This is a genomic window from Kocuria sp. SM24M-10, assembly GCF_001027955.1.
Classification (GTDB): domain Bacteria; phylum Actinomycetota; class Actinomycetes; order Actinomycetales; family Micrococcaceae; genus Kocuria; species Kocuria oceani.
In genome coordinates this window covers 65,313-92,010 of sequence record NZ_LDNX01000101.1, presented here as the reverse complement: position 1 = coordinate 92,010, position 26,698 = coordinate 65,313, and the positions used below count along the sequence as shown (strand labels likewise).

Sequence of the window (26,698 nt, the reverse complement as noted above, 5' to 3'; positions counted from 1 at the left end):
CTCCTCGGCTACAGCCCCGACATCATCGCCCAGCACGCCGCCCGATCCGCCACACCCATGTCCGACTACATCGACCTGAAAGGCCAACAGCCCCGATGACCTGCGAACACCGAAGAAACGGATAACGCACTTTCCCATCAACGTCGACCTCATCAGCTACGGCGGCGCCCCGGACTCGGTCCGGCCGTGGAGTATCGGCCGCCCACGCAGAGCTCCCACGCCACTGCGGCACTTGAGGGGGAGTGATCCCGGGTGACGCTCGTGGACGTGGTTCAGCCGGTGCGGATCAGGCACCACGCTTGTCGAACCGGCAGGCTTCGAGGTCACTGTTGCGCATCCCGATCTCAAGACTGCCGGCGTCGCCGAACCATCCTTTCGAGGTCGTCCAACTCTCCAGGTCCAGGACCAGGCGGCGCTCATCACCGGGAGCACTCAGCGGTAGCGCCTCGGCCAGCAGGGCCCAGGCGGTGATCTCCCCGTGCTGGCCGTGGGCGTGGCCAGCGCTGTCCCGTCTCGTCTGCGAGCGTCGACAGGCTCAGACCCGGCTGCGGTTGGCCGGGCCGGACGGCACCGTCTTGAGGGAGTCTGTGCCGAATGGCGGCGGGGTCAGAGCACGGGCGCCCGGTCCGCGTGGCGGGTGGCGAGGTCGTAGGCGCGGGCCGTCCGCAGTAGCTCGACGTCGCGGCCGTGGGCGGCGACCAGCTGCAGCCCGACCGGCAACCCGTCCGGGCTGAACCCGCCCGGCACCGAGACCGCGGGGCAGCCCGTGGCCGAGACGAGCGTGGCCGAGCGCATCCACTCCACGTAGGTCTGCATCTCCACCCCCGCCACGGTGCGCGGCCACCGCTCCTCGGACGGGAACGGCAGGACCTGGGAGGTGGGGCACAGGACCAGGTCGTGCTCGCCGAAGAACGCCCGGGTCGCCGCGTGCAGGCGGGTGCGCGCCAGGGCGGCGTCCATCAGCTGCGGGCCGGTCAGCGCCAGGCCCTTCTCCACGTTCCACACGACCTCGGGCTTCACCTGCTCCCGGTGCTCGGCGACCACGGTGCGCAGCATCGTGGCCATGTCGAAGGCCCGCGTGGTGTCGAAGACCTCGTCGGCGTCGGTCAGGTCGGGCACGGCCTCCTCGACCACGGCCCCGAGCTCCTCGAACACCCGCGCCTGGGCCCTCAGGACCTCCACGATCTCCGCCTCGACCGGCACGCCCACCCCGAAGTCCGTGCTCAGCCCGATCCGCACCCCGGCCAGGGGCCGGGCGTCGGGCTCGGGCAGCTCCTCGGCGGCCAGGGCGCGAAACGCCGCCCGTTCCACCGGGCAGGCCAGGGGAACCCGGGGGTCGGGTCCGGCGAGCACGGACATCGCCAGGGCGATGTCGTCGACGCTGCGGGCGATCGGCCCGGACCGGCCCAGCCACGCCCAGGCGTCGAGGGAGGGGGCCAGCGGCAGGACCCCGGCGGAGGGCCGGAACCCGACGACGTTGCAGAACGCCGCCGGGTTGCGCAGCGACCCGCCCATGTCCGAGCCGTCCCCCAGCGGCTGGATCCGGGACGCGATCGCCGCGGCCGCCCCGCCGCTGGAGCCGCCGGCGCTGCGGGTGTGGTCGTAGGGGTTGTGCGTGGTGCCGAAGAGCTCGTTGAAGGTGTGCGAGCCGGCGGCGAACTCCGGCACGTTGTTCTTGCCGGTGCTGATCACCCCGGCGGCCCGGAAGCGCGCCACGACCAGGTCGTCGTGGTCGGGCACCTGCTCGGCGAACACCGGAGAGCCGAGGGTGGTGCGGATCCCGGCGGTGGCGTGGGTGTCCTTGTGCGTCATCGGCACCCCGTGCAGGGGTGGCAGCTCGTCGGCGGGCGTGCTGGCGGTCAGCTCGTCCGCCCGGGAGGCGGCCGCGTAAGCCTGCTCCCGGACCTGGGTGACCACGGCGTTGATCGCCGGGTTCACCGTGTCGATCCGGGCGAAGTGAGCGTCGAGGACCTCCCGCGCGGACACGCTCCGCTGCCGGATCGCGGCCGAGAGCTCCCGGGCGGAGAGTTCGAGCAGGGCGGTGTCCGCGGGGGCGCTCATCGGGTCCCGCCCACGCGGGAGAGGATCGCCGTGACCGCGGCGGTCACGCCCGTTGTCAGGGTCGGCTCCAGCACCGGGGCGAAGAAGGGCGAGTGGTTGGTCGGCACCGGCTTCCCGCCGTCGAGCACGTCGTCGGGCGTGCCCCCGAAGAACCAGTAGACGCCGGGCACCCCGATGGCGTCGGGCAGGTGCCCGAAGTCCTCGCTGCCCATCTGGGCGGGACGGTCCAGCACGTTTCCCTCGCCCAGGACGGCCCCGAGCGCCTGCTTGAGCGCGGCCGTCTCCGCGGGGTCGTTGACGAGCAGGGGGAAGGTGTAGAGCTCCTCGATGTCCGGAGCCGGTGCCCCGGAAGCGTCGGCCTCCGCGAGGATCACCCGGCGCAGCGCGGCGAGCACCTTCTCCCGGACCGCGCGGTCGAGGTTGCGGACGTTGACGGTGAACACCGCCGTCGGGGGAATGATGTTCTCCTTCAGCCCCGCGTGGAAGGTCGCGACGGTGATGACGGCGGACTGCTGGGCGGGCACCTCGCGGGAGACGATGCTCTGCATCCGGACGACCATGTGGGCGGCCAGCACCACCGGGTCGATCGTGTCCTCGGGGCGGGAGCCGTGCCCGCCGCGCCCGTGCACGGTGACCCGCCAGCTGTCGGCCATCGCCATGGCCGGACCGGTGCTGATCTCGACCTGCCCGGCGCGGCCCGGCCACACGTGCTGGCCGTAGACGACCTCCGGGCGCGGGGCCCGGTCCCACAGCCCGTCGTCGAGCATGGCCCGGGCGCCCTCGGCGGTCTCCTCGCCGGGCTGGAACAGGAACACGACCGTGCCCGCCCACGCGTCGCGGTCGCCGGCGAGCAGGGTCGCGGCGCCGATCGCGCTGGTGATGTGGGTGTCGTGGCCGCACGCGTGCATCACCGGCACCTCGGTGCCGTCGGGCAGGGTGCCGCGGGCCGTGGAGGCGTAGTCGAGGCCGGTGTCCTCGGCCAGGGGCAGGGCGTCCGTGTCCGCGCGGAAGCCGACGACGGGCCCCTCGCCGTTGCGCAGGACGGCGACGACGCCGGTGCCCCCGCACAGGAACGTCTCGCAGCCCAGCGTTTCCATGCGGGCGCGGATCAGCTCGGCGGTTGCGTGCTCCTGCATGGACAGCTCCGGGCTCCGGTGCAGGTGGCGGTAGAGCTCGTGCAGGTCGTCGCGGAGCGCGGTGGGGACCTCGGGAACGGTGGTGGTCATGACGTCCTTTCGTGGGGAGGGCTGAGGGCGGGTGGGTCGTGGTGTCACTGGAGGGCTTCGTCCCCGGGGCCGGCGTGCTGGGTGCTCCGGTTGCGCAGCACCCAGGCCAGCACCATGGTCAGCAGCACGACCACGGCGGTCGCGAAGTTCCGGAACGTCGGGCCCAGGACGGGCACGAGCAGCAGCTGGACCACCGCGCCAACGGCGAGGGCGATGATCGTGATGCGCGGCTGCTTGACGTAGGCGGCCAGCTGGACGATCACGGCGCCGATGATGGCGGGGAAGATGTAGAGCTGGGCGACCTCGGTGATCGAGGCGGGGACGATGCTGACGAGCCAGGTGCCGAGGATGCCGACGAAGATCAGCAGCGAGAAGATGTGCACCACGGCGGCGCCGCAGATCGCCATCACGGCGGCCAGCTCGGAGCGGCGGGTGCCGGGCTTGGCGTCGATGGCGGCCTGCGCCACGATCGCCGAGGGCAGCAGCTTGTTGGCGATGTTGCCGATCATGAAGGCCTGGTACATCGCGGCCGGTCCGAGGACCGGGAAGTAGGTGAGGGGCTCGACGATCGCGAGCACGGCGAACACCGCGGCCACGGCCAGGTAGGCGGTGACCACGGTGGAGAGCGGGATGTCCAGGCCGCTGAAGAACAGCAGGTAGGCGGGGCCGGCCAGGGACAGCAGCAGGCCCATGGTCATGGTGATCCGGCCCCATCGGGACGTGGTGCGGTCATAGGCCGTGTAGGCGGCGGTTGCTGAGCTGGTGGTGGTGGCCATGGGAGCTCCTGGGGATCGCGACGGGGGTCAGGCGGCGGGGCCGAGGCCGGCGCCGTGGGCGAAGTAGGCCACGACCAGCCCGACGATGATGGAGATGCCGAGGCCCCACTCGCGCAGCCACGGGGCGTTCAGGCGCTTGGTCAGGACCAGGCACACGGCCATCACCAGCGCCGAGGTGGCCACGGTGATGACGTGCACGCTGCCCTTGGGCAGCTCGGCGACGCCCAGGGACGCGAAGGCCGCGAGCAGGGCCGCCGAGGGCACGATTGCCATCAGGGCGGGGTTCACGGACCGCAGCTTCGTGTCCCCGCGCTTGAGCATGGGCGTGAGGACCAGGGTGGCCAGCATCCACAGACCGCCCGAGAGGCTCATGGCCAGGAACGCGACGGCGAAGACCTCCGGGGTCCAGCCCGCGCCGCCGAGCTCGGCGTCCATCGTCCCGGCCGCGAGGTTGGCCGAGGAGGTCTCGGTCGCGGCCGAGCCGACGAGACCGATGCGCACGAGCACGGCGGGCGCGCCGAACAGCGGCAGCAGCGCGATGGCCACGACGACCACCGCGAGGGAGGGACCGATCGCGGCGATGCCGCCGGACTTGAAGGAACGGCGCAGGTCCTCCTTGGTGAACCCGAGGTCCGGCCCGGCGGTCCGGGCGGCCCGCACGTAGATGACGGTCTGCAGGATGATCACGGCGAAGACGCCGAGGGCGCAGACCCACAGGAAGGGAAGGTTGACGTACTCGGACAGCGGTCTCATGCGGGTCCCTCCAGAACGGGATGACGGAACGGGAGCTCGAGGGTCGGGGCGGGCAGCACGCCCGGTGCGGGGCGCACGGTCACAGCCGGGCGGTGTCGAGGGCGCGGAGGGTCTCCGTCAGGACGTGGACGCCGCGGCCGATGTCCGCGGCGTCGGTCCACTCCTCGGGGCAGTGGCTGCGGCCGTCGCGGGAGGGCACGAAGATCATCGCCATCGGCGCGAGGGAGGCCAGGTGCACGGCGTCGTGGGTGGCCCCGCTGGGTACGGGCCGCCAGGAGTAGCCCAGCTCTGCGGCGGTCGCCGCGACGAGGTCGTAGGCGCGCGGGTGGGCCTCGACGATCTCGTTGTCCGAGGTCCAGTCGAAGTCCACGTCCACGCCGTATCCCCGGGAGGCGCTGAGGATCTGGGCGCCCAGGCGCCGCTTGGCCCCGGTCAGCCAGGACCGGTCGATGCTGCGCAGCTCCCCTGAGACGTCCACCGCGCTGGGCACCACGTTAGGGGAGGAGGAGCGGTTGCGCACGTGCGTGGTGGTCGCGACGCCGGGGGCGCCGCACCCCTCGCTGCGCACGGCCAGGACGGCCTCGGCGGCGGCGACCATGGCGTCGTGCCGGTCCGCGACCGGGCGGGTTCCGGCGTGGTCCTCGCGGCCGGCGAAGTGGGCGACGAAGCGTTCGATCCCGCTGATCGAGGTCACCACGCCGATCTGTTCGCCCTCCCGCTCGAGGGTCGGTCCCTGCTCGATGTGCAGCTCCACGTACCCGTGCAGCGGCCCCGGGGCCGTGCGGGCGGGGTCCAGCAGGGCGGAGGGGTCGAGGCCGAAGGACTCGTACGCGCTGCCCAGGGACCGCCCGGAGAGATTGCGCCGGTCCAGGTCGGCGGCGGTCAGCTCGCCCGCCATGGTCCGGCTGCCCAGGCAGCTGAGCCCGTACTCGTTGGACTCCTCGCCGAGGAAGTCGACGACGAGCAGGTCCCGGCTCAGCGGGGTGCCGGACTCGCGGATGCTGCGGGCGGCCTCGATCGCGCCGAGCATGCCGACCACCCCGTCGAACCGGCCCCCGCCGTCGACGGTGTCCGTGTGGGAGCCCGTCATCAGCGCCGGGGCGGAGGGGCTCGTGCCGGCCAGCCGGCCGACGAGGTTCCCGGCGGCGTCCCGGTGGACCTCCAGGCCCGCCTCCCGCATCGTCGCGGCGACCCACTCACGGGACTCCCGGTAGGGCTCCCCGAAGACCTGCCGGGTCCAGCCCGGCCGCTCCTCGGCGCGCAGCCGGGAGAGCCGGTCGATCTGCTCCTCGACCCGCTGGGTCGCCTCCACCACGTCGAACGGCATCGGGGTCCTCCCTCGTCGGGGGTCTCGGCCCGTCGGTGGGGAACGGTGCGGTGCCGGAGGGTCTCCGGCAGTGCCCGTCCCCGGCGACGCGCCGCCGGGCGGCGGCTCCGTCCGGCGGCGCGCCGGTCGTGGTCCACCACGGAGGTGGCCGGTCGGGTGCCGGCCGGGCTCCGCCGCGGACGTGAGCCATGTCTCGAACGCTAGGGGGTGGGGCGGCCGGGGTCAACGGTTTTCGCAATCGATTGCATTTCGTCGTCGACGGGAAGGTCTCCGGCGGCGGGCAGATTCAGGCCCCGGGAGGCGCCTCGGGCCTGGCCCGTCGGCCGGGTCCGCCGGTCGAGGCGCGCACGAGCAGTTCGACGGGCATGACCCGGGACGTGGGCCGGCCGCCGGCCATGAGCTCGAGCAGGGCGGTGGCCGCGGCGGCACCGAGTTCCCGCATGGGGCTGGCGACCGTCGTCAGGGGCACGGACATCACCCGGGCGAGGAAGACGTTGTTGAACCCGATCACGAAGACGTCCTCCCCGGGGCGGGCGCCGTGGCGCACGTACTCGCCCAGGACGCCGACGGCCGCGGCGTCGTTGACGGCGAAGATGCCCCGCGGGGGGTCGGGCAGCGCGAGCAGCCGCTCGGCCATCCCGAGCCCGTCCTCCGCGAAGAGGCCGCCGTGGAAGACCAGGTCCGGGTCGACCGCCCGGCCGGCGGCGCGGCAGGCGTCGAGGAAGCCGTCGACCCGGTGGATCAGGTTCTGGGCGTGGTCCATGGCGCCGTAGACGGCCAGTGGCCCCTCGACCCGGGCGAGCAGGTGCTCGGCGGCCAGCCGCCCGCCCGCCCGGTCGTCGATGGTGATCGAGCGGTAGCCGCGCCGGGGCCGGTTGAACAGGATGCAGGGGATCCCGGCGGCCCGAACGCGCGCCAGGAACGGCGAGCCGATGACGGCGTCGCCGACCAGCACGCCGTCCACGCGGCGCTGAAGGGCGATCTGCAGCTTGGCCAGCTGGACGTCGGGGTCGTCGCCGGTGGCGAGCACGACGCACTGGTAGCCCGCGGCCTCCAGGGTCTCCTCGATGCCCTCGTACATCAGCGCGAGCACCTCGTCCCGCAGCCGGGGGATGAAGACGGCGATGAGGCGGGTGAAATTGGTCCGCAGCGCTGCCGCGGCGAGGTTGGGGCGGTAGTCGAGGGCGCGGGCGACGGCCCAGATCCGCCGGGCGCGCTCGGTCCGGGCGCTGTCCTCGCCCCGGCGCAGCGTGCGGGAGACCGTCGACGGGTCGACCTCGGCGGCGCGGGCGACGTCGGCCAGCGTGGGGTGCTTCGGCCCTCTGGAGCGGTGCGTGCTGGGGGTTCTCGGCACGCTCCGAGTGTAAGTGGTGAGCCGCCGGGGCGGCGGACTGCCGTGCGATCCGTGGGGTCGCCGCAGCAGCTCCGGGACGTGCGGCCGATGGCCGGCGTGGTCGAGAAGGACCCCGTGTGCCGGGGTCAGGGCCGCCGGGGCAGGCCCGCGCGGAAGGTCTCCTTCAACTCGGCCAGCTGAGCACCGTGATCGGTGCCGTCCGTGTTCAGCGCCGGCCGGTGCTCGGCGATCCACCGCCGCTCGAGCGCGTCGACGTCGTCCTTGGTCTCACAGACCGCCCAGCCGAGGAGCAGGTGCTCCTGCATCCAGTTCGTGAGCCGCTGCCCTGCGCCTCGCCGAGCACCACGCGGCCCCGCCCGTCCAGGGCCGCGCCCTCCCGCCAGGACGGGTCGCCCGGCAGCAGCACCGCCAGCAGGGTGCGCCGCAGCGCCGAGGACCGGGTGCGCCGCAGGTGCTGGCCCACGATGCGCTGGTGCAGATTGCGGCGGGCCCGGCCCACGTAGACCAGCTCCGCCCCGCCGGAGGCGTGCACCAGCCGCGGCACGTCCGGCAGCTGCAGCAGGCCGGCCGCCTCGGGGGTGGGGCAGCGGGTGGTGTCCAGCCACCAGGAGTAGACGCCGCGCTCCCGGCCCGGATCCGCCTGCAGCGGGGCGCTGAGCGGGAGGTTGGGCAGGCAGAAGTCAGTGGGCTGCGTGCTCACGCGTCATCACCTGCCGCCACCGGCCGGGGAAGGGCACCTCGGACGGTCCGTTTCCTTTTGCAATCACAGCTTCGACTGTAAGCCCGAGGAGGGCAGGCCGCCGTCGGTGACGCACTGCGCGGCACGACGGTGTGGAGAGGCCGTGCGTCCGCCCGTCGGGACGGGCCGTGTCCGGTCCACGACTCGCCCCTTCAGGACCGCTGCCGGTGGTGGAGGATGAGCAACCGGGCATAGCCGTCCGTGAGGCGGTCGATGAGGTCGACCTTCAGGTACTCGTCCTCGGAGATCCGGCGCACGGTGTGCAGGGAGGCGCCGTCGAACGCCACGGGAGGCGGCAGCTTCCCCGGGCCGCCGGGCGGCTCCACCTCCAGCCGCCACGCGCCCAGGTCGTGGTGCGGGGTGGCGTCGGGGCCCGGTGTGCGCGCCCACAGCCGGCCGTCCGTGCCCACGACCAGGCCTCGGACGACGTGCCATCCGTAGCCGCACCGGACCCCGGAGAGCGCACGACCGATCAGGGGGTAGGACCGGGCGCCCGGCGGGAAGTGCACGAGCCGGGCCGGCGTCAGGCCTTCCGTGCGCAGCAGCTCGCTGGCCTCGACCCCGACCTTCCGCACCTCGGCCAGCGCCTGCTGCAGGTCGGCGTTCGGTGCCGTGGCCTCCCGGGCCACGGCCTCGGAACGGGCGCGACCGTCCGACGTCGGCTCCTGCGATCCCGTGGCCGCCGCCCGGGAGCGCCGTTGGTCCTCGATGCTCATGTCCGTCCCTCGTCTCCGTGGCCACGAGTCTAGGTGAGCCACCTCACGCAGGTGGTGCTCCGGGCCTGACCGCGCGTCATCCGGGGGCGGGAAGCCGTCGCTGCGCGGCCATCGGGAAGCGCTGCCGTGCGGAGCTGATCAGCTCCGGCAGGACCTCGGCCACGGCGAGGGAGGGGTCGGCGCCCAGCTCGGCCACGGTCGCGCCCATGGGGTCGACCACGAGGGAGTGGCCGATCGAGATCGGCTCCGCCTGGCACGACCCGACGACGTAGGCCCCGTTCTCGATGGCCCGCGCCGTGGACAGGGCCTGCCACTGCCGCAGCTTGTGCTCCCCGGGCACCCACGCCGCGCAGCTCAGCAGGACCTGCGCCCCGGCGTCGGCCAGCGCCCGGGCCAGTTCCGGAAAGCGCAGGTCGTAGCAGGTCAGCAGGCCGAAGCGCAGCCCGTCGACGTCGAAGACCACCGGCTCCGGGGCGGGTGCCGCCTCGATGAAGCGGGACTCCGCGTAACCCTGGGCGTCGAAGAGGTGGATCTTGCGGTAGCGCGCCACCCGCTGCCCGTCGGGGCCGTGGACCACCAGGGTGTTGTGCGCACGCCCGGGGGCCTCGGAGGCCTCGACCACGCCCGCCACCACGGTCACGCGGTGGCGGGCGGCGAGGCGGGCCAGCTCGGTGCCCACCGGGCCGTCGAGCGGCTCGGCGACCTGCGGGAAGGTCTCGTCGACGGCCTTCTTCAGGTAGGTGGCGTACTCCGGCAGCACCACCATCCGGGCGCCGCGGCCGGCGGCGTCCTCGACGAGGGCCGCGATCGCGGCCAGGTTCGCGCCCACGTCCGTGCCGGACCGGAGCTGGCCCACGGCGATCCGCATTCCGTCGTTCCTTCCGCAGCAGGGGAGTCAGGCGACCTCGTGGGTCACCTGCTGCTCCGTGGCGGCCATCTCCGGCGGCGCGGCGCGGAAGCCGCGGGTGACCACGGCCAGGGCGATGATCCCACACACCAGCCAGAGGGAGCCCAGCGTCAGGGCGTTCGCGTCGAGCTGGGACAGCAGGAAGGCGCACACGAGGGCGCCTCCGGCGGGCACCACCACGTAGCTCAGGACGTTGAGCCGGTGCCCGGCGCGGCGTTCGCGCACGAAGTGGAAGATCACTGCGAGGTTCACCAGGGTGAAGGCGGTGAACGCCCCGAAGTTGATGAACGAGGTGGACGTCGCCACGTCCAGGAAGATCGCGATCAGCCCCACGGCGCCGGTGATGACCAGGTTCAGGACCGGGGTGCGGAAGCGCGGGTCCAGCCGGCCGAACACGGCCTTGGGCAGCACGGTGTCCCGGCCCATGGCGTACAGCAGCCGGGAGGCGCTGGCCTGCGCGGCCAGACCGGAGGCGAACTGCGCGACGACGAGACCGGCGAGGAACACCGCCCCGAACAGCTGACCGCCGATCTGCAGGGCGATCTGGGACGCGGCGGAGGCGGTGTCCTCGAACCGGCCGCCGGGGTGCACCAGCTGCGTCACGTAGGAGACGACCACGAAGATGCCGCCGCCGATCAGCGCGATGAGCATGATCGCCCGCGGCATGTTCTTGCGCGGCTCGACCGCCTCCTCGGTGAGCGTGGTGACGGCGTCGAAGCCCAGGAACGAGTACGCGGCGATGGCGGCGCCGGCCGTGACCATCCCGAGGTCGGAGGTGCTGCTGAGGAACGGCTCGGCGCTCACCAGCCCGCCCGGCCCGGCCGCGGAGACCACGGCGCCGACCGACAGGACGACGAAGAACCCCAGGACGAGGAGCTGGAAGGCCATCAGCAGGTAGTTGGCCTTGTCCGCGACCTTGATCCCGAGCACGTTGAGCACCGTGGTGATCACGACGAACCCGAGGATCCATGCGGCGAAGGGCACACCGGGGAACTGGGCGTCCAGGTAGGAGGCGCCGATCAGCCAGATCACCATGGGCAGGAACAGGTAGTCCAGCAGCACCGCCCAGCCGACCAGGAACCCGGCGCGGGAGTCGATGGAGCGGCGGACGTAGGTGTAGGCGGAGCCGGCCACGGGGTGGGCCGCGGCCATCCGGCCGTAGCTGTGCGCGGTCAGCAGCATCGCGGCCAGCGCCACGAGGTAGGACGCCGGTGCGGCGCCGCCGGAGGTCTCGGCGATGACGCCGAAGATGCCCAGGACGATGATCGGCGTGAGGTAGGCCAGTCCGAAGAGGACCAGCGAGGGCAGCCGCAGCGTGCGGGTCAGGGTCGTCGTTTCCATGCTGAGGTCCTCAGGGTGTGAAGGGTCGCGGGGTCCAGGTGGCCGGGTCCATCCGGCCCCCGTAGACGGGGAGGTCGATGGGGCTCTCGCCGGCGCGGAACTGGGACCACATGCGGTTGATCCCCTCCGTGCCCTCGGCCCGCACGCGCTCGACGTGGGTGAGGTCCAGGTCCGCGGCGAGCAGCTCCGGCCGGTCGTCGGGGGAGGACGCCAGGATCCGTCCCTCCGGGTCGACGATCAGGCTCTGCCCGGCGCCCACGGGGCCGGCGCAGTTCACGCTGACCATGAACACCTGGTTGGTGATGGCGTTGGCCTGTGCCAGGACCACCTCCTGGCGGCGGTCCGGGGTGGTGGTCTTCACGACGTTGAGCACCACCTCGGCGCCCATCCAGGCCAGCTGGCGGGTGACCTCCGGGAACCACGCGTCGTAGCAGATGTTCAGTCCCAGCCGCCCGACGCCGTCGACGTCGACGGTGGTGAACCGGTCGCCCGGGTCGTAGGGCTCGTGCGGGCGCCACGGGAAGACCTTGCGGTAGTGGCCGGCGAGCTCGCCCTCGGGGGAGAGCACCAGCTGGGTGTTGAACAGCTGGCCCTCCGGGCCGCGCTCGCAGACGCTGCCGGGCACCAGCCAGATCCCGAGATCCCCCGCCAGCTGCCGGAGCTCCCGGGTGCGGGGGCCGTCCAGCGGCTGGGCGCTGTCCTGCAGGGCCTCGGTGCGCTGCAGGTCGGGGTCCCCGTCCCCGAACAGGTGCAGCTCCGGGAAGACGACCAGCCGGGTGTCCGGGCGGGTCCGGAGGATCTCGCCGACCTCGCCGGCGAAGGCGGACACCGGTTCGCCGATCAGGCGCGGAGCGGCCTGCGCGGCGACCAGGGAAAGCGTGCGGTGCATGTGGGGTCCGATCTGCTGGTCCGGGATACGCGAGCTATATTAGATCCAATTGATCCAATAAAGGAAGGGGCGCGATGCCGAGCCGTACAGTGGACGGCGTGGCCCACGACGACGCACCTGCGGACGCCCTCGGCGCCGGGGTGCTCGGCGGCCTCGGGCGGCGCAACGCCATCGACGCGGTGCGCCTGCGGATCGGCATGGCCATCTCGCTGGGCATGCTCCAGCCCGGCGAGCGGCTGCCGGACCAGGAGGAGGTCGCCCGCGGGCTCTCCGTCAGTCCGATGACCGCCCGGCGGGCGCTCATGAGCCTCGCCGACGACGGTGTGCTGGTCCGGCGGCGCGGGCGCAGCGGCGGCACGTTCGTCGCCGACCAGCCCTCCGCCGAGGCGCTGCGCCGGCTCGTCGTCCCCGCGGCCGAGACCGTGGAGGTGCACGGCCTGATCGACCGCCGCCTGCTCATGGAGTGCGCGCTGGCGCACTTCGCCGCCCTCCGCGCCACGGACGAGCACCTCCGGCACCTCGAGGAGCTGACCCGCCGAATGGCGGAGGCCCAGAGCTGGTCCGTCTACCACCAGGCCGACGACGAGTTCCACCGGGCGGTCGCCGAGGCCGCCGCCGTCGGGAACGCCGCGGAGGAGTACCTCAGGGTGCTCGAGCAGCTCTACGGCTACTTCATCCCGTACCCGATCGACCAGCTGCACCTGTCCAACCACGACCACATCGGGCTGGTCCGTGCCCTGGCCGCCCGCGACTGCCGGACGGCCGTGGACGTCTCCCACCAGCACGTGGACCGGCTGCACCGGACCATGTTCGTCGGCCTGCTGGAGGCCCGGCGGCCCGGCGACGCGGCGGGGCCCGCCTGACGCCGCACTGCCCGGTCATCCTCGACCGTCGTCCGCGGTCCCCGGGGCGGGCCCGCGCCGGCTGATCCACCCGGCGGCGGCCCGTCGCTCGGCGGCACGGCCGAGGGGCCGGGCGTCCCGGCCCCTGACGTGCCGCTCCAGCGCCATCAGGAGGGTGAGCAGGACCACGGCCACCATCACCTGCCACTCGCCCTCGACCGCGCCGAGGCTCCCGGCGGCGTTCCAGGAGGCGTGCTGGACACCGATGGCCAGCACGCTGCCGCCCGTGTCCAGCAGGTGCATGCCCAGCAGGTACCGGTAGACGGGCACGAGCAGGAAGAGCAGCACGAGGTCCCGGGCGGTCTCCCCGCTCCAGCCCTCGGCCAGGTACAGCGGCAGATGGATCCCCGCGAAGGACAGGCCGGTGAGCAGCGCGGCGACCACCAGTCCGTGGCGGGCGGTGAGCCGGGACTGGAGGAACCCGCCCCACGCGGTCTCCTCCCACAGGTTGAGCACCAGGGCCCCGTAGACGAGGGTGCTGAACAGGTACCACCCCGCCTCGGCCGCCCAGCCGCTCGGCGGACTGCGCAGGGTACCAGTGACCGCGGCCAGCGCCAGGGTGAGCACCGGGATGCCCAGCAGGACCACCGCCCAGCGGGCCGCGCCGAAGCGCCAGGCGAAGGCCCGGCCCAGCAACCGCCGGACCGCGCCCGGACCGTCCGCCAGGCGGGTCACCAGCAGGGCCGAGCCCAGCAGTGCGACGAAGGTCATGGCCAGCAGGAAGGACTCCACCGGAGCCCCGATGACCACGGGGACCGTCAGCGCCGCCCACCCCAGGCCCAGGGCCAGGAGGAGGAAGACCGTCACGGGCCGGCGCCGGGCCGGGGAACCATCCCGGGAGCGGCGGCCGGTGTCCCTGGGGGCCGGGGTCGACGGGGTCATGGGGTTCCTCCCGACCGGTGCAGGTCGTCCGTGCCCGGGGACGGCAGGCCCAGCCGTCCCCGGGCGCGAACGACGACCATCAGCGCGCCGAAGACCAGCACCGACATCAGGCCGTGCACGGCACCGGCTCCCGCATCGGGTTCCCACGCGGCGCCGGGCGGCCGACGGGGTGGATCGGAACGGCGGCCCAAGGGCTGATCTCCTCCGGCCTGGCTCCAGCATCTGACTCGCCGCTGCCGGCCCTGGGGTGTGCCACTCACAGTGCGCCCCCGAGGAAGCCGGGGCAAGGGCGGACCGCCAGCCGTGCTTGTGTGTCATCGGCCATCGACGACGGAGGACGAGCACCCGTACGCCCGCCTGCAGCACGGACCTCTGACGTCCGGAAGGGCGTGCCGCCCGCAACGCGGCGCTGCACAGAGCAAGGACGGTCGGGCGCTGACCGGCTCGGTCCGGCCAGACTGGGGACATGCAGGATCAAGACCGTGACCGACTTCGCGAGCTGCTCGACGCGGTGCTCGACGAGAACAACCGCACTCTCGAGGACATGGCCGGTGGGGCCTGGTCCTCGCCCTACCACTTCAGCCGCCGGCTGACCCGCGGCACCGGGGAGCCGCCGGTGACGATGCGGCGCCGGGTTCTGCTGGAGCGGGCGGCGTGGGAACTGGGGTCAGGCCGGTCGGTGACCGAGACGGCGTGGGCTGCGGGGTACGAGTCGGTCGACGGTTTCGCCCGCGCCTTCACCAGGGCGTTCGGCCATCCCCCCAGCACCACCGCTGAGCGTGGCACGAGCCACTGGCTGCCGGCTCCCAACGGCATCCACTTCCACCCTCCGACCTCGCTGTGGGTCGACACCCACGAAGCCGCAACGGCCCGGCCTGCGGCGGCCGACGTGACGGAGCTGATGCTGCACCACGACGTCGAGGACGTCAGCGACCTGCTGACGCGGGCACAAGGGGTGTCCGAGGAGGAGTACCGCAGGGTGCACGTGCCGGACAGTGCACCCCTGGGCTGGGACGGCCCCGACGAGTCGCTGGCCCACGTGCTGCGCCACCTCGTCACGGCCAAGGAGATCTGGCTGGCGGCCATCGAAGGGCACGAGGCCCCGGACACCGGGGACGACGATCCGGTGGCACTGGCGGATCGCCACCGGGAGATCGCCCCCAGGTGGCTGGCCATGGTCCGGGACATCGACCGCAGAGCCGCGTGGGGCGACCGGATCATCGACGCGCTGTGCGACCCGCCGGAGAGCTTCGTCGTCAGCAGCGTGATCGCCCACGTGCTCACGTTCTCCGCGCACCGGCGCCAGCTGGGCCGGCTGATGCTGCGCCGCGCCGGAGTCACCCCCGATGCCGGGGACCCGATCGAATGGTTGCAACGACGTACCGGAGGCCTCCGATGACCCGCACCGTCTTCTACACCGCCGCCACCCTGGACGGCTACCTCGCCGACGAGCAGGACTCCCTGGAGTGGCTGTTCCGGCAGGACTCCGACCCCGAGGGTCCGCACCGCTACGACGAGTTCATCGCCGGGATCGGGGCGGTCGTGATGGGACGCACCACCTACGAGTGGGTCCGCGCGCACCTGCACGCCTCCGGCGAGGAGTGGCCCTACGACATGCCCGCCTGGGTGGTCTCCCACGCGGAGCTGCCGGGCATTCCCGGGGCGGACATCCGCTTCGCCCAGGGGCAGGTGGCACCGATCCACGCCGACCTCGCGGACGCCGCCGGCGGAAAGGACATCTGGGTGGTCGGCGGCGGTGACCTGGCCGCCCAGTTCGCCGAGGCCGGGCTGCTGGACCGGCTGATGGTCTCCATCGCGCCGGTCACCCTCGGGGCGGGCCGGCCGCTGTTCCCCCGCAGGTTCGACCTGGAGCTGAAGGACGTGGCCCGCAACCGCGCGTTCGTCTGCGCGACCTACGACGTGGTGGGCCCGATGCCACCCGTGGGTGGAGGGCCGACCTCCTGAACCACAGGGCCGCTCACATCTCGATCCGCCGCGCCTCCCGCAGGTTCGCGAAGCGCTCGGGGTTGGAGGTCAGCACGATCACCTGGGTACGCTCCCCGGCGGTGGCGATGGCCGAGGCCAGCCGGCGCAGCCGCTGCGGGTCGGAGTGGCCCAGGGCGTCGTCGAGCAGCACCGGCACCCCGTCCTCCGGATCCACCAGCAGCGCGGTGGCGAGCCGGATGAGGATCACCAGCTGCTCCTTGGCGCCCGTGGACAGGGCATGGAACGGCAGCCAGTCGCCGTCGAGCTTGCGCTGCTCCACCTCCAGGGTGCCGCTCACCAGGACCTCGAACTCCGGGCCGTAGACCGCCCGGCCCAGCTGCTCCACCGCGCTGCGGAAGGGCTGGACGTACTGGGCGTGGGCGCGCTCGCGGTGGGCCAGCAGGGTGCGCTCCAGCAGCAGGGCGGCCTCGGCCCGCCGCTCGACCGCGGCCAGATGGCGCCGGGCCGCCTCGAGCCGGGTCTCCGCCTGGTCGTGCTCCAGCTGCACCCGGTCACGGCCCATGCCCTCGAGCTTGCCCAGCAGGGAGCTGCGGCGGCCCTGCCGGTCGGCGAGCAGCCGCTCGAGCCCGGCGACCTGGTCGGCCACGAGCTCCCGGTCGGCGAGCACCCGCTCGGCGTCGAGACCCGTCAGGTGCGCCTCGTGCGCGTCGATCTCCTCCTGGACGGCGGCCAGCGCCTCGCCGGCGTGCGTGACGGCGTGGTCGAGGTCCTCGTCCGGCACCTCGTGGCGGGCTTCCTCGAGCCGGGCCCGGGCGGTGTTGAGGGCCCGCTCCTGCTCCAGGGCCGCACCCTGCAGGGAGTGCAGCCGAGTCTGAGCCTTCTCCAGGTTCGCGCGTGCCGCCTGGGCGGCGGCCTCCGTGCGGCGGGCGGCGTCCTCGGCCTCGGTGAGGGCGGTCTCGGCGGCCTCGACCGTTGCCTGCGCCGCGCCGGACGACTCCGGCAGCGGCGCGTCGCCGCTGCGCCGGTCGCCGTACTGCTCGATCGCGGCCGCGAGGCGGTCGCGCTCGTCGCGCAGCCGGCTCTCGTCCTCGCCGTCGAGGAGCCGGTCGCGGTCGGCCTCGGCCTCGCGCACCTGCCGGTCCAGCTCCTGGGCGTCGCGCCAGGCGGCCCGCGCCTCGGCGACCGATTCGACCCCGTGCCGCGCCAGCAGTGCGGCGAACGCCTCGGCGGCCTGCTGCGCGGCGTCCCGGCGGGTCTCGATGCCCTGCTCCGGGGAGATCCGCACCCGCCACTCGCCGGGGATCTCGACCTCGACCTCGTCGGTCACCGGCACCGACCACGGCTCCTCGGGGCGGACCTCCTCCGTGGCGCCGCAGCGCTCGATGCGGCGGGCGTGCCCGATCGCGGTCAGCTCCACCCGGGCGCTGCCGGCGGCCAGCTCGGCCTCGGCCCGCTCCGCGGTGCGCTGGGCCCGGTCGAGGTCGTCCAGGACGTCCTCGTCGATCTCCGTGGCGGGCCGGGACCGCAGCTCGGTCAGCCGCGCCCGGACCGTCTCGAGCGAGTCCAGGACCGTGCGCGCGCGGCGGTGGCGCTCGACGTCGTCGAGGTGTTTCTGGTCCTCCCGCGCGGACCGGTGCGCGGCCCGGGCCTCCTGCACCGCGGCCTGTGCCGCGGCGCGGCGCTGCTCGGCCTCCTCGGCGTGCTCCCGCACCGGCGAGAGGTCCTCCTCGCAGGCGCGCAGGTCTCCGGCGAGTGCGGCGCTGCGCTCCTCGTCGGCGGCGAGGGAGGTCACCAGCTCCGTGCGGCGGGTCGCGCGCTCACGGGCGCGGTCGAGCTCGCCCTGGGCGGCGTCCCGGCGGCGCTGAACCTCCTGATGCTGCCGCTGGACGGCCTCGATCTGCTCGGCGGCCCGGTCGAGCTCCGCCCGTTCCGCCCGGGCCGCGGTGAGCTTGCGCCCGGAGTCGGTGATCTCCTCGGTGAGCTCCGCCAGCTCGTCCTCCACCCCGGCGATGCCGCGCAGCTCCTCGGCGGCCGCGGCGGCGGCGGTCTCGGCCTCCCGGCAGTCCGTCTCGGCCTGCACGAACTTGGCGTTCCTCTTCCGCGTGGAGGTCCAGTACCTGTCGCACTCCGCGCCCACGCGCTCCAGCAGGGTGGCGACCTCGCGGTCGTCGCCCCGGGCCTCGCCGGCGCGGGACTCCAGGGCCCGGCGCAGCGCGGCGCTGTCGGTCAGGGCGTTCTGGTCCAGGCCGCTGGCCTGGAGATAGCGCAGCGCCTGCCACAGGGTGGTGTCGGCGGTGGCCCACAGCTGCTCGGCGGCGTCGTGGGCCTCGCGGCCGGTGACCGTGCGCCCGGCCGAGGTGCCCGTGACGTGGCGCAGGATCGTGGTCGGCTTCTTGAGCCACTGCTTGGTGTAGACCACCCGGGTCGGCCCGATCGAGAACTCCGCCTCCACCAGCACGGGCACGTCCCGGCCGGCGGGCTTCGCGTCGAGGATCGTGCGCTTCCTGCTGCTGTCCGGCAGGGCGATCAGCGCGTCCAGGGCGTCGATCATGGAGGTCTTGCCGATCTCGTTGCGGCCGGTGACCACCACGACCCCGGCGTCGGGGAACTCGATCTCGCGGGCGGTCACGCCGCGGAAGTTCTCGAGCTTGAGGCGGTGCAGCTTCATCGGGTCGGTCCTCCCACGAGGCGGTACAGGAGCCGCAGCGCGTCACCGGCGGCGGGGGCGTCCTCGGCGTCGGAGGCGGCCCTTCCGCGCAGCTCGACGACGGCGTCCGCGGCGTAGCCGCCGACGTCGAGGTCCTCGAACTCGTGCTCGTCCGGGACGACCACCAGGTCGGTGTGCCGCTCCCACGCGTTGAGGCTCGCGAAGACCTCCGCCTGCTGCGCGAGCAGGTTCTCCAGCGCCGCGGAGGCGGACAGGCTCAGGGTGCCGGTGAACACGGTCTGCAGGATGATCCGCTCCTTGGGCGTGAGCGCGGCGAGCTCGGCCCGCAGGGCGTCGACGTCCTCGGGGCCGTCGAGCCGGCGCTGCAGGCGCAGGTGCTCCCACCGGCCCACCTCGTGGGCGGTGACCTGCACGCCGGTGTCCTCCAGGGCGACCTCCAGGACCTGCCCGCGGCCGTGCTCGCGGAAGCTCGTGGACTCGTGGGTCCCGGAGTAGTGGACGGCGCCGCGGCCGTCCTCGGGCCAGCGGATGTGCCGGTCGCCCAGGGCCACGTAGTGGATCGCCCGGCGGGCCAGCGCCTCGTCCAGGGGTGCCCGGCGCACGGTGGTGAGCGAGTCCTGGTCCGGGTCCAGCTCGTCGAGCATGCCGTGGCCCACCACGATCCGCAGGGTGCCGTCCGCCGCCAGCCCCTCCAGGGCCGGGGCGACGGGGTCCGCGTCGGGTCGCTTGCTGCGCCAGGGGGCGGCCACCAGCTCCACGCCCTCGGCGGCGGGCCAGGGGCCGACGTCGTCCAGGAGCACGACGTTGTCCGGCGCGAGCTGCCGGAAGGCGTCCTGGGCGTAGATCGACCCCGGCCCCAGCGGGTCGTGGTTGCCGGGCAGCAGGTACACCGGCAGCTGCACGGCCCCCATGGCGTCCAGGGCGCGGCCGACGTCCCGGCGGCTGAGGTTGGCGTGCTCGAAGACGTCCCCGGCCACCACCACGAACGCGCATCCCCGCTCGCGGGCCAGCTCCCCGATCCGGCGGATCGTCTCCACACGGTCTCCCGTGTACCGGGACTGGGCCTCGCCCTCGAGGTAGTGCCGGGTCATGCCCAGCTGCCAGTCGCTCGTGTGGAGGAAGCGGGTGCTCGTCATCGAAGCTCCTCGGTGGGTGGCCGGTGTGCTGCCCCGGGGTGCGGGTCCTCTGCCACGCTAGCGGGACCGGCGGACACCGCAGGCGCGGCACCCCGGCATGTGCTTGAGTAGGGCCATGCTGCGCACCAGTGCGAGTGATCTGTGGCCCGCCGTCCACGCCGAGCGCGCGGCCCTGGCCGAGGACCTGGCCGGCCTGGACGAGAAGCAGTGGGCGGAGCAGTCGCTGTGCGTACGGTGGTCGGTCGAGGAGGTCGTCGCCCACCTGACCGCCGCCGCGAGCCTCGGCCGGTTCCGCTGGCTCCGGAGCATGCTGGGCGCCCGGTTCGACGCCGACCTGCACAACCGGCGCCGGCTGGCCGAGCACCGGGGCGCCACGCCGGCCGAGACGCTGCGCTGGTTCGCGGCCGTGGTCGGGAGCACCACTGCACCGTCCAAGGACACCGCGGCGTGGCTGGGCGAGGTCGTCGTGCACGGCCAGGACATCCGCCGCCCGCTCGGGCTGCCCCGCACCCCGCCGGTCGGCACGGTGACCGAGGTGGCGTGGTTCTTCGCGAGCCGGGACTTCGCGGTGCCCAGCCGCAGCGCAGCCGAAGGGCTGCACCTGGTGGCGACCGACGGCCCGTTCGAGACCGGCTCCGGCCCGGAGGTGCGCGGGACCACGCTGGCGCTCACCCTGGCGATGGCCGGCCGCTCGGCGTACTGCGACGACCTGACGGGTGAGGGCGTCCCCATCCTGCGGTCCCGCTGCACCTCTGCCTGAGAGAGTGGGGGAGGAGCGGCCACGGGCCGCTCCCGCACGCCACGGCCCCACCCGAGCAGAGGAGACACCGTGCCCGAGACCATCGCCGGCATCACCGTTCCCGATTCGCCCCTCGCCCGCGAGACCACCGAGCTGGTCCGCGCGGCCGCCGACGAGAGCCTGTTCCACCACTCCCGCCGGGTCTTCCTCTTCGGCATGCTCAAGTCCGCCGCCCGCGGGCTCGAGGTGGACCCGGAGCTCGCCTACGTCGGGGCGATGTTCCACGACCTCGGCCTCACCGACGAGTACCGCACCCGGGACCAGCGCTTCGAGATCGACGGCGCCGCAGCGGCACAGGCCTTTCTGCGCGACCACGGCCGCTCCGCCGAGGAGGCCCGCCGCGTGTGGCTGGCGATCGCCCTGCACACCACCCCGGAGATCCCGCTGCACCTCGAGCCGGAGGTCGCCGTGGTCACCCTCGGCGTCGAGACCGACGTGCTGGGCCTCGACCTGGACCAGATCTCCGAGGAGCACCGCGCCGAGGTCGTCGCCGCGCACCCCCGGCCGGACTTCAAGAACACGATCCTCCGCGCGTTCTACGACGGCATGGCGGACCGGCCGGAGACCACCTTCGGCACCATGAACGACGACGTGCTCGCCCACTTCGACCCCGACTTCCACCGGGAGGACTTCGTGCGCATCATCCGGGAGAACGCCTGGCCCGAGTGATCCCGGGAACCGGTGCCGTCCCGGGCCGGTACCCTGGATACACAAGATTCACAAGATTCATCGACATACACAGGTGGCACCGTGGACAATCCCTTCCGGCCCACCGCCGGGGCCTCTCCTCCGGAGCTCATCGGCCGGGCCGGGGTCCTGGACGAGTTCGCCTACGGGCTGCGCCTGCGCTCCGGGGCGCCCGGACTGCTCACCATCTTCACGGGCGCCCGGGGCGTGGGCAAGACCGTGATGCTGGGCGCGGCCGAGGACCTGGCCCGCACGCAGGGCTGGGCCGTGGTCTCCGAGACGGCCACGAAGGGCTTCCTGGGCCGGATCGGCCACGCCATGCGCCGGCTGGCCGAGGAGCTCGGCAGCGGCCCCCAGGGCCGGCGGCTCACCGCCGTCTCCGCCGCGGGTTTCGGCTTCACCACCCAGCTGCCGCCCCAGCAGCAGTTGGAGTGGCGCGAGGAGGGCCTGCGCCTGCTGCACCTGCTGGAGGAGCAGCGGACCGGCCTGGTCATCACCGTGGACGAGATCCACGCCGCCGACCGCCAGGAGATCGCCCAGCTGGCCGCGGACGTGCAGCACTTCATCCGTGCGGACCTGCCCATCGCGCTGCTCTTCGCCGGTCTGCCGGCGGCGGTCTCGGACCTGCTGAACGAGGGGGTGGCCACGTTCCTGCGCCGCGCCGACCGGATCGACCTGCACGCCGCCGCCGTCGACGAGGTCCGGCAGTCCTACACGGACACCTTCGCGGCGGGCGGCTTCACCCTGACGGAGGACCAGGCGCGCCGGGCCGCCGAGGCCACCGGCGGCTACCCGTTCCTGATCCAGCTGGTCGGGTACTTCCTGTGGCAGGAGGCCGAGAAGGTCTCGTCCGTGCTCACCGACGCGATGGTGGACCAGGCGGTCGCCGCCGCCCGCCGCCGGAACGAGCGCGTGGTCATCGAGGCGGCGCTCTCCACGGCCTCCCCGAGGGATCTGGACGTCCTGCGGGCCATGGCCGAGGACGAGGGGCCGTCCACGGCCGGGGACATCGGCGCCCGGATCGGGGCCCGGCCGAACACCGTGGGCAACTACCGGACCCGGCTGATCGACGCCGGGCTGATCGAGCCGGCCGGCTACGGGCTGGTCCGCTTCGCCATCCCCGGCCTCCGGGAGCACCTGCGCCGGGGCCGCGCCTAGGCCTCGCACACCCGGTCCGCCGCTCCGGGGCCTCCTCGCCGACTCCGTGCCTCCTGTCCGTGCGGGGGCGCCGGCGCATCGGCTTGCTCGTCGTCTCCGCCCGCTGAGGACCAACCGGGGCGTCGAGGTTCCGGAGAACCACCGCGCCGCGCTGGGGACCCGGTGCCGGTGGCTCGAGGAGGAGGGATGCCTGCCGATCCCGCTGCCGTGGCGCCGAGCGGTCACTCCTCGATCTTCCGCGCCTGTTCGTCCCAGGCGGCGTGGGCGTCCCGGTTCTCGATGGGGGAGTAGGTCTCCCGCAGTGCCCGCAGCGCGGCGTTGCGCTGCTGGGCCAGGGACTCCGCGGCGGCCTTGGTCGCGGCGTCCTCGCGGGCCTGGGCCCGGGCGGCGGTCACGGCGTCCATGATGGCCTCCACGCCCAGGGCACCGCCCTCCAGATAGGCGGTGCGGACCTGCCGGTCCGGGTGGTAGAGGTACTGGTCGTTGACCTGGCCGAGGCTGGTGTCGAACTCGTCGTCGGCGCGGTCGGAGATCATGGCGACGGTGCGGTCCAGGCAGGTGTCCACCTGATCGAGCAGGTGGTGCACCCGGGCGGTGGTGCGCAGCGACCACAGGGCCCGCCCGTGCTGCCGCAGCCGGTCCGCGTTCCAGTCCGCCTGCGGGACCACGGCCAGCGTCCCGGCGAGGAGCCGGGGATCGCGGTTGCCGTCCTGCGGCGGCAGGGAGCGCAGGTGCCAGGAGATCCACGCCGTGCGCATGTTGGACGCCCCGGTCGCCCGGGCCTCCTCCACCGCCCGCTGCCCGGTCCGCCGGTTCACCGCGGGCGGCGGGCCGGCTCCGGTGTCCGGGACCCCGATTCCCTGGGCCGCCCGGAGCTGGCTCCGGATGAAGCCCGCGCTCAGCCAGACGAGCAGTCCGAGCAGGGCGAGGGCGATGACGACCACTCCGCCGAGGATCAGGAAGCGGAACAGGCCGAGGAAGACGATCACGGCGAGCAGGACGATCCAGCCGGTCGCGCTGCTGCTGCCCTGAGTGTTCTTCATGGTGGGTCCCCCCGAGAACCACGAGTCCTGAGCACCCAGTGTAGTCGTCACCGGCCCCGGATGACCGGGGCCGGACCGGCCGATCCGGGCGCTCCGGGCGTGCTCGCGCCGGACGTTCACCCCCCGGCCCGGCGAACCTGCTCGTTCCCGGCGGCGGGCAACCCCTTGACGGCGCCCCAGTGTCATGGTTCATTAGTGGAGTAATGAACCCACGAACTCGGAGGTCGCCTTGATCGAGGAGGGCAAGCCCCTGTTCGTGCAGATCGCCGAGCAGGTCGAGGACTCGGTCGTGGACGGCACCCTCGCCGAGGAGGCACAGGCGCCGTCGACGAACGAACTCGCCGCCTTCTACCGGATCAACCCGGCCACCGCCGCCAAGGGGGTGAACATGCTCGTCACCAAGGGAGTGCTGTACAAGCGCCGCGGGATCGGGATGTTCGTCTCCCCGGGCGCCCGCGCACTCCTGCTCCAGGAGCGGCGCGAAACCTTCGCCCTGCGCTACGTGCAGCCTCTGCTCGCCGAGGCGCGCAAGATCGGGCTCGGACCCGACGACGTCGCAGAGCTCGTCCGTGCCGGTGCCGCCCGCACGGAACCGTCAACTCCGCCGGATTGGAAGACAGCATGAACCCCGTGATCGAGGTCCGGAATCTCACGAAGCGCTACAAGGACAAGCTCGCCCTCGACGACGTCAGCTTCGAGGTCCAGCAGGACACGATCTACGGCCTCCTGGGGCGCAACGGCGCGGGGAAGACGACCGCGATGTCGATCCTCACCGCACAGAACCTGCCCACCAGCGGCCAGGTGCGCGTGTTCGGGCAGGACCCCTACGAGAACGCCCGGGTCCTCAGCCGCATGTGCTTCGTGCGCGAGAGCCAGAAGTACCCCGACGACGCCACCCCGCGGCACGCCTTCGCCTCGGCGCGGCTGTTCTTCCCGCGGTGGGACCAGCAGCTCGCCGACGCGCTCGTCGAGGACTTCCAGCTGCCGGTCAAGCGCACGATCAAGAAGCTCTCGCGCGGCCAGCTCTCGGCCGTCGGAGTCATCATCGGCCTCGCCTCCCGCGCGGAGATCACCTTCTTCGACGAGCCGTACCTCGGCCTCGACGCCGTCGCGCGGCAGATCTTCTACGACCGCCTCCTGACGGACTACGCCGAGCACCCCCGCACGGTGCTGCTCTCCAGCCATCTCATCGACGAGGTGTCCAACCTGCTCGAGCGGGTGCTCGTGATCGACGCGGGCCGCATCATCATGGACGAGTCCACCGAGGACGCCCGCGCCCAGGCCACGAACGTCGTCGGTGACGCCGCCGCGGTCGAACGGGCCGCGAACGGCCGGGAGGTCATCCACCGCGAGAGCCTCGGCCGGGTCGCCTCCGTGACGTTCCTCGGCCGTCTCGACGAGACCGAGCGCGCGGCCCTCACCGCGGCGGGACTCGAGCTGGCGCCCGTCTCCCTGCAGCAGCTCATCGTGCGCCTCACGCAGCACCGTTCGCCCGGCCGCGACGCGCTCGACGCGGCCACCCAGGAAGGAGCCCTCCGATGACCGCCCTCGATGCCGGCGCCGCCGCGCCCCCTGCCGCCGCGCGCCACCGCACGCTCAACGTGGTGCGCCTGCAGTTCGTCAACACGCAGACCTTCGTCTGGGTGCCGGCTCTCGTGCTCGGCGGCGCGTGGGTGATCACGATGCTCATCTACTGGATCATCCAGAGCGCCGGCGGCACCGACGCCAAGATCGGCGGGGGCTCGCAGGCTCCGCTGTGGTACTTCCTCGTCGTCGGGGTCCAGGCCATGACGCTGAGCTTCCCGTTCTCCCAGGCGATGAGTCTCACGCGCCGGGAGTTCTACCTCGGCTCCCTGGCCGCCGCGGCGGTGAGCGGGCTCGGGATGTCGCTGGCGTTCGTGCTGCTCGGGCTGATCGAGCAGGCCACGGACGGGTACGGCATGAACGGGTACTTCGCCTACCTCGAATGGGTGTGGGCGGAGGGGCCGCTCGCGGCGGGCCTGGCGTACTTCGTGGCGACCATGCTGTTCTTCGTCGTCGGCTTCTGGTTCGCGACGATCTTCAAGCGCTTCGGCACGGCGACGCTCGTGCTCGTCATGCTCGCGCTCGGCCTCGCCGTCGTGGGGCTCGTCGCCCTGGTGACCTGGCAGCAGGCCTGGCCGGACGTCTGGCGGTGGATCCAGGACGCCGGCTCGCTGGGCCTGACGCTGTGGGCCGTCCTGCTGGGCGCGCTGCTCGCGGCCGGCTCCTACCTCACGCTGCGCCGGATGCCCGTCTGACGGTCTCCGCGGCGAGGGCAGCCGCACGGGCCGCTGCCCGCCACCGGCGGGACCTCGGCGCCAGCAGTGCCGGTCAAGTGCTCGTGCGCACGACCAGCTCGGGGGGCAGGCGCACGCTCTCGACGTCCTTGCCGTCCAGGACGTCCATGAGCAGCTCGAAGCCCTGCCGGCCGATGCGGTGCATGGGGGAGCGCACGGTGGTGAGCCCCACGCTGCCGGCCAGCGGCGTGTCGTTGAAGCCGACGAGGGCCGTGTCCTCCGGGACGCTGATCCCCTCCCGGGTGAGCACGCCGAGCGCGCCGATGGCCGCGAAGTCGTTGACCGCGAACACCGCCTCGGGCAGCGGACCGGCGGCGAGGATCCGGGCGGCGGCCGCGCTGCCCGCCGATGCGTCGAAGCCCCCGGGGGCCACCCGGGACGGGTCCACGCCGAGACCGTGCTCGGCGAGCGCGTCGAGGAAGCCGGCGCAGCGGTCGATCGAGGTCGAGGCCCGCGGATCGCCCGCGATGAGGCCGAAGCTCCTCCGCCCGGAGGCCACGAGGTGCTCGGCGACCAGTCTCCCCCCGGTGTAGTCGTCGCAGGTCACGGACCGGTGACCGGGGGAGCGCCGGCTCACCAGGGTGAAGGCCACGCCGCGGTCGGCGAGCTCGTCCAGGAAGGGGTCCTCGAACAGGGCGTCGCCGAAGATCAGCCCGTCGGCACGGCGGTCCAGCAGCTTCTCCGCCTTGGCGCGGTGGGCCGCCGGGTCGTCCAGGGAGTTGGAGACCACGGTGAAGTACCCGTGCTCGGAGGCGGCCTCGTCGATGCCCTCGTACATCGTGGCCAGGACGTAGTCCTGCAGGCGGGGCACGACGACCCCGATCATGTGCGACTTGGCCGTGCGGAGCGAGGCGGCGTAGGGGTTCTTGCGGTAGCCGCGCTCCTCGGCGAGCGCGAAGATGCGCTCGGTGGTGTCCGGGGAGGCCCACCTCGAGCCCAGTCCCCTGGGGTCGTTGAGCACCCGGGAGACCGTGGAGGGGTTGAGACCCAGTTCGGCCGCCAGGGCCTTCAGGGTGACCGCCGGTCGCGCGCCCATGTCCATCTCCTCGCGTCTGTTTCCACACAGTAA

The 26,698-nt window shown here is 73.3% G+C and carries 26 protein-coding genes and 1 pseudogene; 9 read left to right on the top strand and 18 right to left on the bottom strand.

Going from position 1 to position 26,698, the window contains the following annotated elements:
• Positions 1-606 precede the first annotated feature (606 nt).
• From ABL57_RS11630 to ABL57_RS11580, 12 genes and pseudogenes are all read right to left on the bottom strand, one after another.
• Complete coding sequence (locus tag ABL57_RS11630) at positions 607-2,061, bottom strand: amidase (protein ID WP_047803634.1); 1,455 nt, start codon at positions 2,059-2,061, stop codon at positions 607-609.
• Entirely contained in the window at positions 2,058-3,287 is a 1,230-nt protein-coding gene (locus ABL57_RS11625; protein ID WP_047803633.1) for an amidohydrolase, read from the bottom strand. The genes ABL57_RS11630 and ABL57_RS11625 overlap by 4 nt, the downstream gene beginning before the upstream one ends.
• A 44-nt stretch (positions 3,288-3,331) precedes the next feature.
• Positions 3,332-4,063: a hypothetical protein gene (locus tag ABL57_RS11620; protein WP_047803632.1), complete on the bottom strand. Its 732-nt coding sequence runs from the start codon at positions 4,061-4,063 to the stop codon at positions 3,332-3,334.
• Between the two features lie 27 nt (positions 4,064-4,090).
• Positions 4,091-4,816, bottom strand: a complete 726-nt coding sequence (locus tag ABL57_RS11615; RefSeq protein WP_047803631.1) for a DUF5058 family protein — start codon at positions 4,814-4,816, stop codon at positions 4,091-4,093.
• 79 nt (positions 4,817-4,895) lie between these two features.
• Positions 4,896-6,143, bottom strand: coding sequence for a M20 family metallo-hydrolase (locus ABL57_RS11610; protein WP_047803630.1), 1,248 nt, complete (start codon positions 6,141-6,143; stop codon positions 4,896-4,898).
• A gap of 286 nt (positions 6,144-6,429) precedes the next feature.
• The gene (locus ABL57_RS11605) at positions 6,430-7,497 is read right to left on the bottom strand and encodes a LacI family DNA-binding transcriptional regulator (RefSeq protein WP_047803629.1); all 1,068 of its coding nucleotides are present in this window, start codon (positions 7,495-7,497) and stop codon (positions 6,430-6,432) included.
• A 125-nt stretch (positions 7,498-7,622) separates the two neighbouring features.
• Entirely contained in the window at positions 7,623-7,802 is a 180-nt protein-coding gene (locus ABL57_RS23545) for a hypothetical protein (RefSeq protein ID WP_371212481.1), read from the bottom strand.
• 107 nt (positions 7,803-7,909) lie between these two features.
• Positions 7,910-8,197, bottom strand: a pseudogene (locus ABL57_RS23540) (GIY-YIG nuclease family protein); the annotation flags it as partial.
• Positions 8,198-8,388: 191 nt separating this feature from the next.
• Complete coding sequence (locus ABL57_RS11595) at positions 8,389-8,952, bottom strand: hypothetical protein (RefSeq protein WP_047803628.1); 564 nt, start codon at positions 8,950-8,952, stop codon at positions 8,389-8,391.
• Between the two features lie 76 nt (positions 8,953-9,028).
• A complete protein-coding gene (locus tag ABL57_RS11590) occupies positions 9,029-9,820 on the bottom strand; it encodes a carbon-nitrogen hydrolase family protein (protein ID WP_047803627.1) in 792 nt (263 codons plus the stop codon).
• 27 nt (positions 9,821-9,847) lie between these two features.
• Complete coding sequence (locus ABL57_RS11585) at positions 9,848-11,200, bottom strand: APC family permease (RefSeq protein ID WP_047803626.1); 1,353 nt, start codon at positions 11,198-11,200, stop codon at positions 9,848-9,850.
• Between the two features lie 10 nt (positions 11,201-11,210).
• Positions 11,211-12,089 carry a carbon-nitrogen hydrolase family protein gene (locus ABL57_RS11580; protein WP_082157406.1) on the bottom strand — a complete coding sequence of 293 codons (879 nt, stop codon included), beginning with the start codon at positions 12,087-12,089 and terminating at the stop codon, positions 11,211-11,213.
• A gap of 74 nt (positions 12,090-12,163) precedes the next feature.
• On the opposite strand from ABL57_RS11580, the gene ABL57_RS11575 reads away from it, so the two are divergent.
• Positions 12,164-12,952: a FadR/GntR family transcriptional regulator gene (locus ABL57_RS11575; protein WP_047803625.1), complete on the top strand. Its 789-nt coding sequence runs from the start codon at positions 12,164-12,166 to the stop codon at positions 12,950-12,952.
• Positions 12,953-12,967: 15 nt separating this feature from the next.
• Here ABL57_RS11575 and ABL57_RS11570 read toward each other — a convergent pair whose 3' ends face one another.
• Both ABL57_RS11570 and ABL57_RS23315 read right to left on the bottom strand, forming a co-directional pair.
• The gene (locus tag ABL57_RS11570) at positions 12,968-13,873 is read right to left on the bottom strand and encodes a CPBP family intramembrane glutamic endopeptidase (protein ID WP_047803624.1); all 906 of its coding nucleotides are present in this window, start codon (positions 13,871-13,873) and stop codon (positions 12,968-12,970) included.
• A complete protein-coding gene (locus ABL57_RS23315) occupies positions 13,870-13,992 on the bottom strand; it encodes a hypothetical protein (RefSeq protein ID WP_255396137.1) in 123 nt (40 codons plus the stop codon). Before ABL57_RS23315 ends, ABL57_RS11570 begins: the two co-directional genes overlap by 4 nt.
• 347 nt (positions 13,993-14,339) lie before the next feature.
• Here ABL57_RS23315 and ABL57_RS11565 point away from each other — a divergent pair, with 347 nt between their 5' ends.
• Entirely contained in the window at positions 14,340-15,272 is a 933-nt protein-coding gene (locus ABL57_RS11565; protein WP_047803623.1) for a helix-turn-helix domain-containing protein, read from the top strand.
• Positions 15,269-15,838: a dihydrofolate reductase family protein gene (locus tag ABL57_RS11560; RefSeq protein ID WP_047803622.1), complete on the top strand. Its 570-nt coding sequence runs from the start codon at positions 15,269-15,271 to the stop codon at positions 15,836-15,838. The genes ABL57_RS11565 and ABL57_RS11560 overlap by 4 nt, the downstream gene beginning before the upstream one ends.
• A 13-nt stretch (positions 15,839-15,851) precedes the next feature.
• On the opposite strand, the gene ABL57_RS11555 is transcribed toward ABL57_RS11560, so the two are convergent.
• Positions 15,852-18,488 carry an AAA family ATPase gene (locus ABL57_RS11555; RefSeq protein ID WP_047803621.1) on the bottom strand — a complete coding sequence of 879 codons (2,637 nt, stop codon included), beginning with the start codon at positions 18,486-18,488 and terminating at the stop codon, positions 15,852-15,854.
• On the bottom strand, positions 18,485-19,624 hold the full coding sequence (locus ABL57_RS11550) for an exonuclease SbcCD subunit D (RefSeq protein ID WP_047803620.1): 1,140 nt from the start codon (positions 19,622-19,624) through the stop codon (positions 18,485-18,487). The genes ABL57_RS11555 and ABL57_RS11550 overlap by 4 nt, the downstream gene beginning before the upstream one ends.
• A 115-nt stretch (positions 19,625-19,739) precedes the next feature.
• Here ABL57_RS11550 and ABL57_RS11545 point away from each other — a divergent pair, with 115 nt between their 5' ends.
• The 3 genes from ABL57_RS11545 to ABL57_RS11535 all read left to right on the top strand — a co-directional run bounded on the left by ABL57_RS11545 (position 19,740) and on the right by ABL57_RS11535 (position 22,268).
• The gene (locus ABL57_RS11545) at positions 19,740-20,384 is read left to right on the top strand and encodes a maleylpyruvate isomerase family mycothiol-dependent enzyme (protein ID WP_152683381.1); all 645 of its coding nucleotides are present in this window, start codon (positions 19,740-19,742) and stop codon (positions 20,382-20,384) included.
• A gap of 69 nt (positions 20,385-20,453) precedes the next feature.
• Positions 20,454-21,092 (top strand): HD domain-containing protein, encoded by a 639-nt coding sequence (locus tag ABL57_RS11540; protein ID WP_047803618.1) that lies wholly within the window; start codon positions 20,454-20,456, stop codon positions 21,090-21,092.
• 81 nt (positions 21,093-21,173) lie between these two features.
• Positions 21,174-22,268, top strand: coding sequence for an AAA family ATPase (locus tag ABL57_RS11535; protein WP_047803617.1), 1,095 nt, complete (start codon positions 21,174-21,176; stop codon positions 22,266-22,268).
• A 221-nt stretch (positions 22,269-22,489) separates the two neighbouring features.
• Here the strand turns inward: ABL57_RS11535 and ABL57_RS11530 are convergent, their stop codons facing one another.
• On the bottom strand, positions 22,490-23,311 hold the full coding sequence (locus ABL57_RS11530) for a hypothetical protein (RefSeq protein ID WP_047803616.1): 822 nt from the start codon (positions 23,309-23,311) through the stop codon (positions 22,490-22,492).
• 229 nt (positions 23,312-23,540) lie between these two features.
• Between ABL57_RS11530 and ABL57_RS11525 the strand changes: the two genes are divergently transcribed.
• Genes ABL57_RS11525 through ABL57_RS11515 form a run of 3 tightly spaced genes read left to right on the top strand, consistent with a single transcriptional unit; the run spans position 23,541 to position 25,590 of the window.
• Complete coding sequence (locus ABL57_RS11525) at positions 23,541-23,936, top strand: GntR family transcriptional regulator (RefSeq protein WP_047803615.1); 396 nt, start codon at positions 23,541-23,543, stop codon at positions 23,934-23,936.
• The gene (locus ABL57_RS11520; RefSeq protein ID WP_047803614.1) at positions 23,933-24,853 is read left to right on the top strand and encodes an ABC transporter ATP-binding protein; all 921 of its coding nucleotides are present in this window, start codon (positions 23,933-23,935) and stop codon (positions 24,851-24,853) included. Before ABL57_RS11525 ends, ABL57_RS11520 begins: the two co-directional genes overlap by 4 nt.
• Positions 24,850-25,590, top strand: a complete 741-nt coding sequence (locus ABL57_RS11515) for a hypothetical protein (protein WP_047803613.1) — start codon at positions 24,850-24,852, stop codon at positions 25,588-25,590. The genes ABL57_RS11520 and ABL57_RS11515 overlap by 4 nt, the downstream gene beginning before the upstream one ends.
• A gap of 73 nt (positions 25,591-25,663) precedes the next feature.
• On the opposite strand, the gene ABL57_RS11510 is transcribed toward ABL57_RS11515, so the two are convergent.
• The gene (locus tag ABL57_RS11510; RefSeq protein ID WP_047803612.1) at positions 25,664-26,665 is read right to left on the bottom strand and encodes a LacI family DNA-binding transcriptional regulator; all 1,002 of its coding nucleotides are present in this window, start codon (positions 26,663-26,665) and stop codon (positions 25,664-25,666) included.
• Between the last annotated feature and the right edge of the window lie 33 nt (positions 26,666-26,698).

What these genes read in the sequence shown, in the direction of transcription:
- ABL57_RS11610 (WP_047803630.1), bottom strand. Translation starts at nt 6,143, where the DNA reads ATGCCGTTCGACGTGGTGGAGGCGACCCAGCGGGTCGAGGAGCAGATC.
- ABL57_RS11565 (WP_047803623.1), top strand. Translation starts at nt 14,340, where the DNA reads ATGCAGGATCAAGACCGTGACCGACTTCGCGAGCTGCTCGACGCGGTG.
- ABL57_RS11570 (WP_047803624.1), bottom strand. Translation starts at nt 13,873, where the DNA reads ATGACCCCGTCGACCCCGGCCCCCAGGGACACCGGCCGCCGCTCCCGG.
- ABL57_RS11590 (WP_047803627.1), bottom strand. Translation starts at nt 9,820, where the DNA reads ATGCGGATCGCCGTGGGCCAGCTCCGGTCCGGCACGGACGTGGGCGCG.
- ABL57_RS11560 (WP_047803622.1), top strand. Translation starts at nt 15,269, where the DNA reads ATGACCCGCACCGTCTTCTACACCGCCGCCACCCTGGACGGCTACCTC.
- ABL57_RS11555 (WP_047803621.1), bottom strand. Translation starts at nt 18,488, where the DNA reads ATGAAGCTGCACCGCCTCAAGCTCGAGAACTTCCGCGGCGTGACCGCC.
- ABL57_RS11595 (WP_047803628.1), bottom strand. Translation starts at nt 8,952, where the DNA reads ATGAGCATCGAGGACCAACGGCGCTCCCGGGCGGCGGCCACGGGATCG.
- ABL57_RS11620 (WP_047803632.1), bottom strand. Translation starts at nt 4,063, where the DNA reads ATGGCCACCACCACCAGCTCAGCAACCGCCGCCTACACGGCCTATGAC.
- ABL57_RS11580 (WP_082157406.1), bottom strand. Translation starts at nt 12,089, where the DNA reads ATGCACCGCACGCTTTCCCTGGTCGCCGCGCAGGCCGCTCCGCGCCTG.
- ABL57_RS11615 (WP_047803631.1), bottom strand. Translation starts at nt 4,816, where the DNA reads ATGAGACCGCTGTCCGAGTACGTCAACCTTCCCTTCCTGTGGGTCTGC.
- ABL57_RS11545 (WP_152683381.1), top strand. Translation starts at nt 19,740, where the DNA reads ATGCTGCGCACCAGTGCGAGTGATCTGTGGCCCGCCGTCCACGCCGAG.
- ABL57_RS11625 (WP_047803633.1), bottom strand. Translation starts at nt 3,287, where the DNA reads ATGACCACCACCGTTCCCGAGGTCCCCACCGCGCTCCGCGACGACCTG.
- ABL57_RS11515 (WP_047803613.1), top strand. Translation starts at nt 24,850, where the DNA reads ATGACCGCCCTCGATGCCGGCGCCGCCGCGCCCCCTGCCGCCGCGCGC.
- ABL57_RS23545 (WP_371212481.1), bottom strand. Translation starts at nt 7,802, where the DNA reads ATGCAGGAGCACCTGCTCCTCGGCTGGGCGGTCTGTGAGACCAAGGAC.
- ABL57_RS11585 (WP_047803626.1), bottom strand. Translation starts at nt 11,200, where the DNA reads ATGGAAACGACGACCCTGACCCGCACGCTGCGGCTGCCCTCGCTGGTC.
- ABL57_RS11520 (WP_047803614.1), top strand. Translation starts at nt 23,933, where the DNA reads ATGAACCCCGTGATCGAGGTCCGGAATCTCACGAAGCGCTACAAGGAC.
- ABL57_RS11550 (WP_047803620.1), bottom strand. Translation starts at nt 19,624, where the DNA reads ATGACGAGCACCCGCTTCCTCCACACGAGCGACTGGCAGCTGGGCATG.
- ABL57_RS11510 (WP_047803612.1), bottom strand. Translation starts at nt 26,665, where the DNA reads ATGGGCGCGCGACCGGCGGTCACCCTGAAGGCCCTGGCGGCCGAACTG.
- ABL57_RS11575 (WP_047803625.1), top strand. Translation starts at nt 12,164, where the DNA reads ATGCCGAGCCGTACAGTGGACGGCGTGGCCCACGACGACGCACCTGCG.
- ABL57_RS11530 (WP_047803616.1), bottom strand. Translation starts at nt 23,311, where the DNA reads ATGAAGAACACTCAGGGCAGCAGCAGCGCGACCGGCTGGATCGTCCTG.
- ABL57_RS11630 (WP_047803634.1), bottom strand. Translation starts at nt 2,061, where the DNA reads ATGAGCGCCCCCGCGGACACCGCCCTGCTCGAACTCTCCGCCCGGGAG.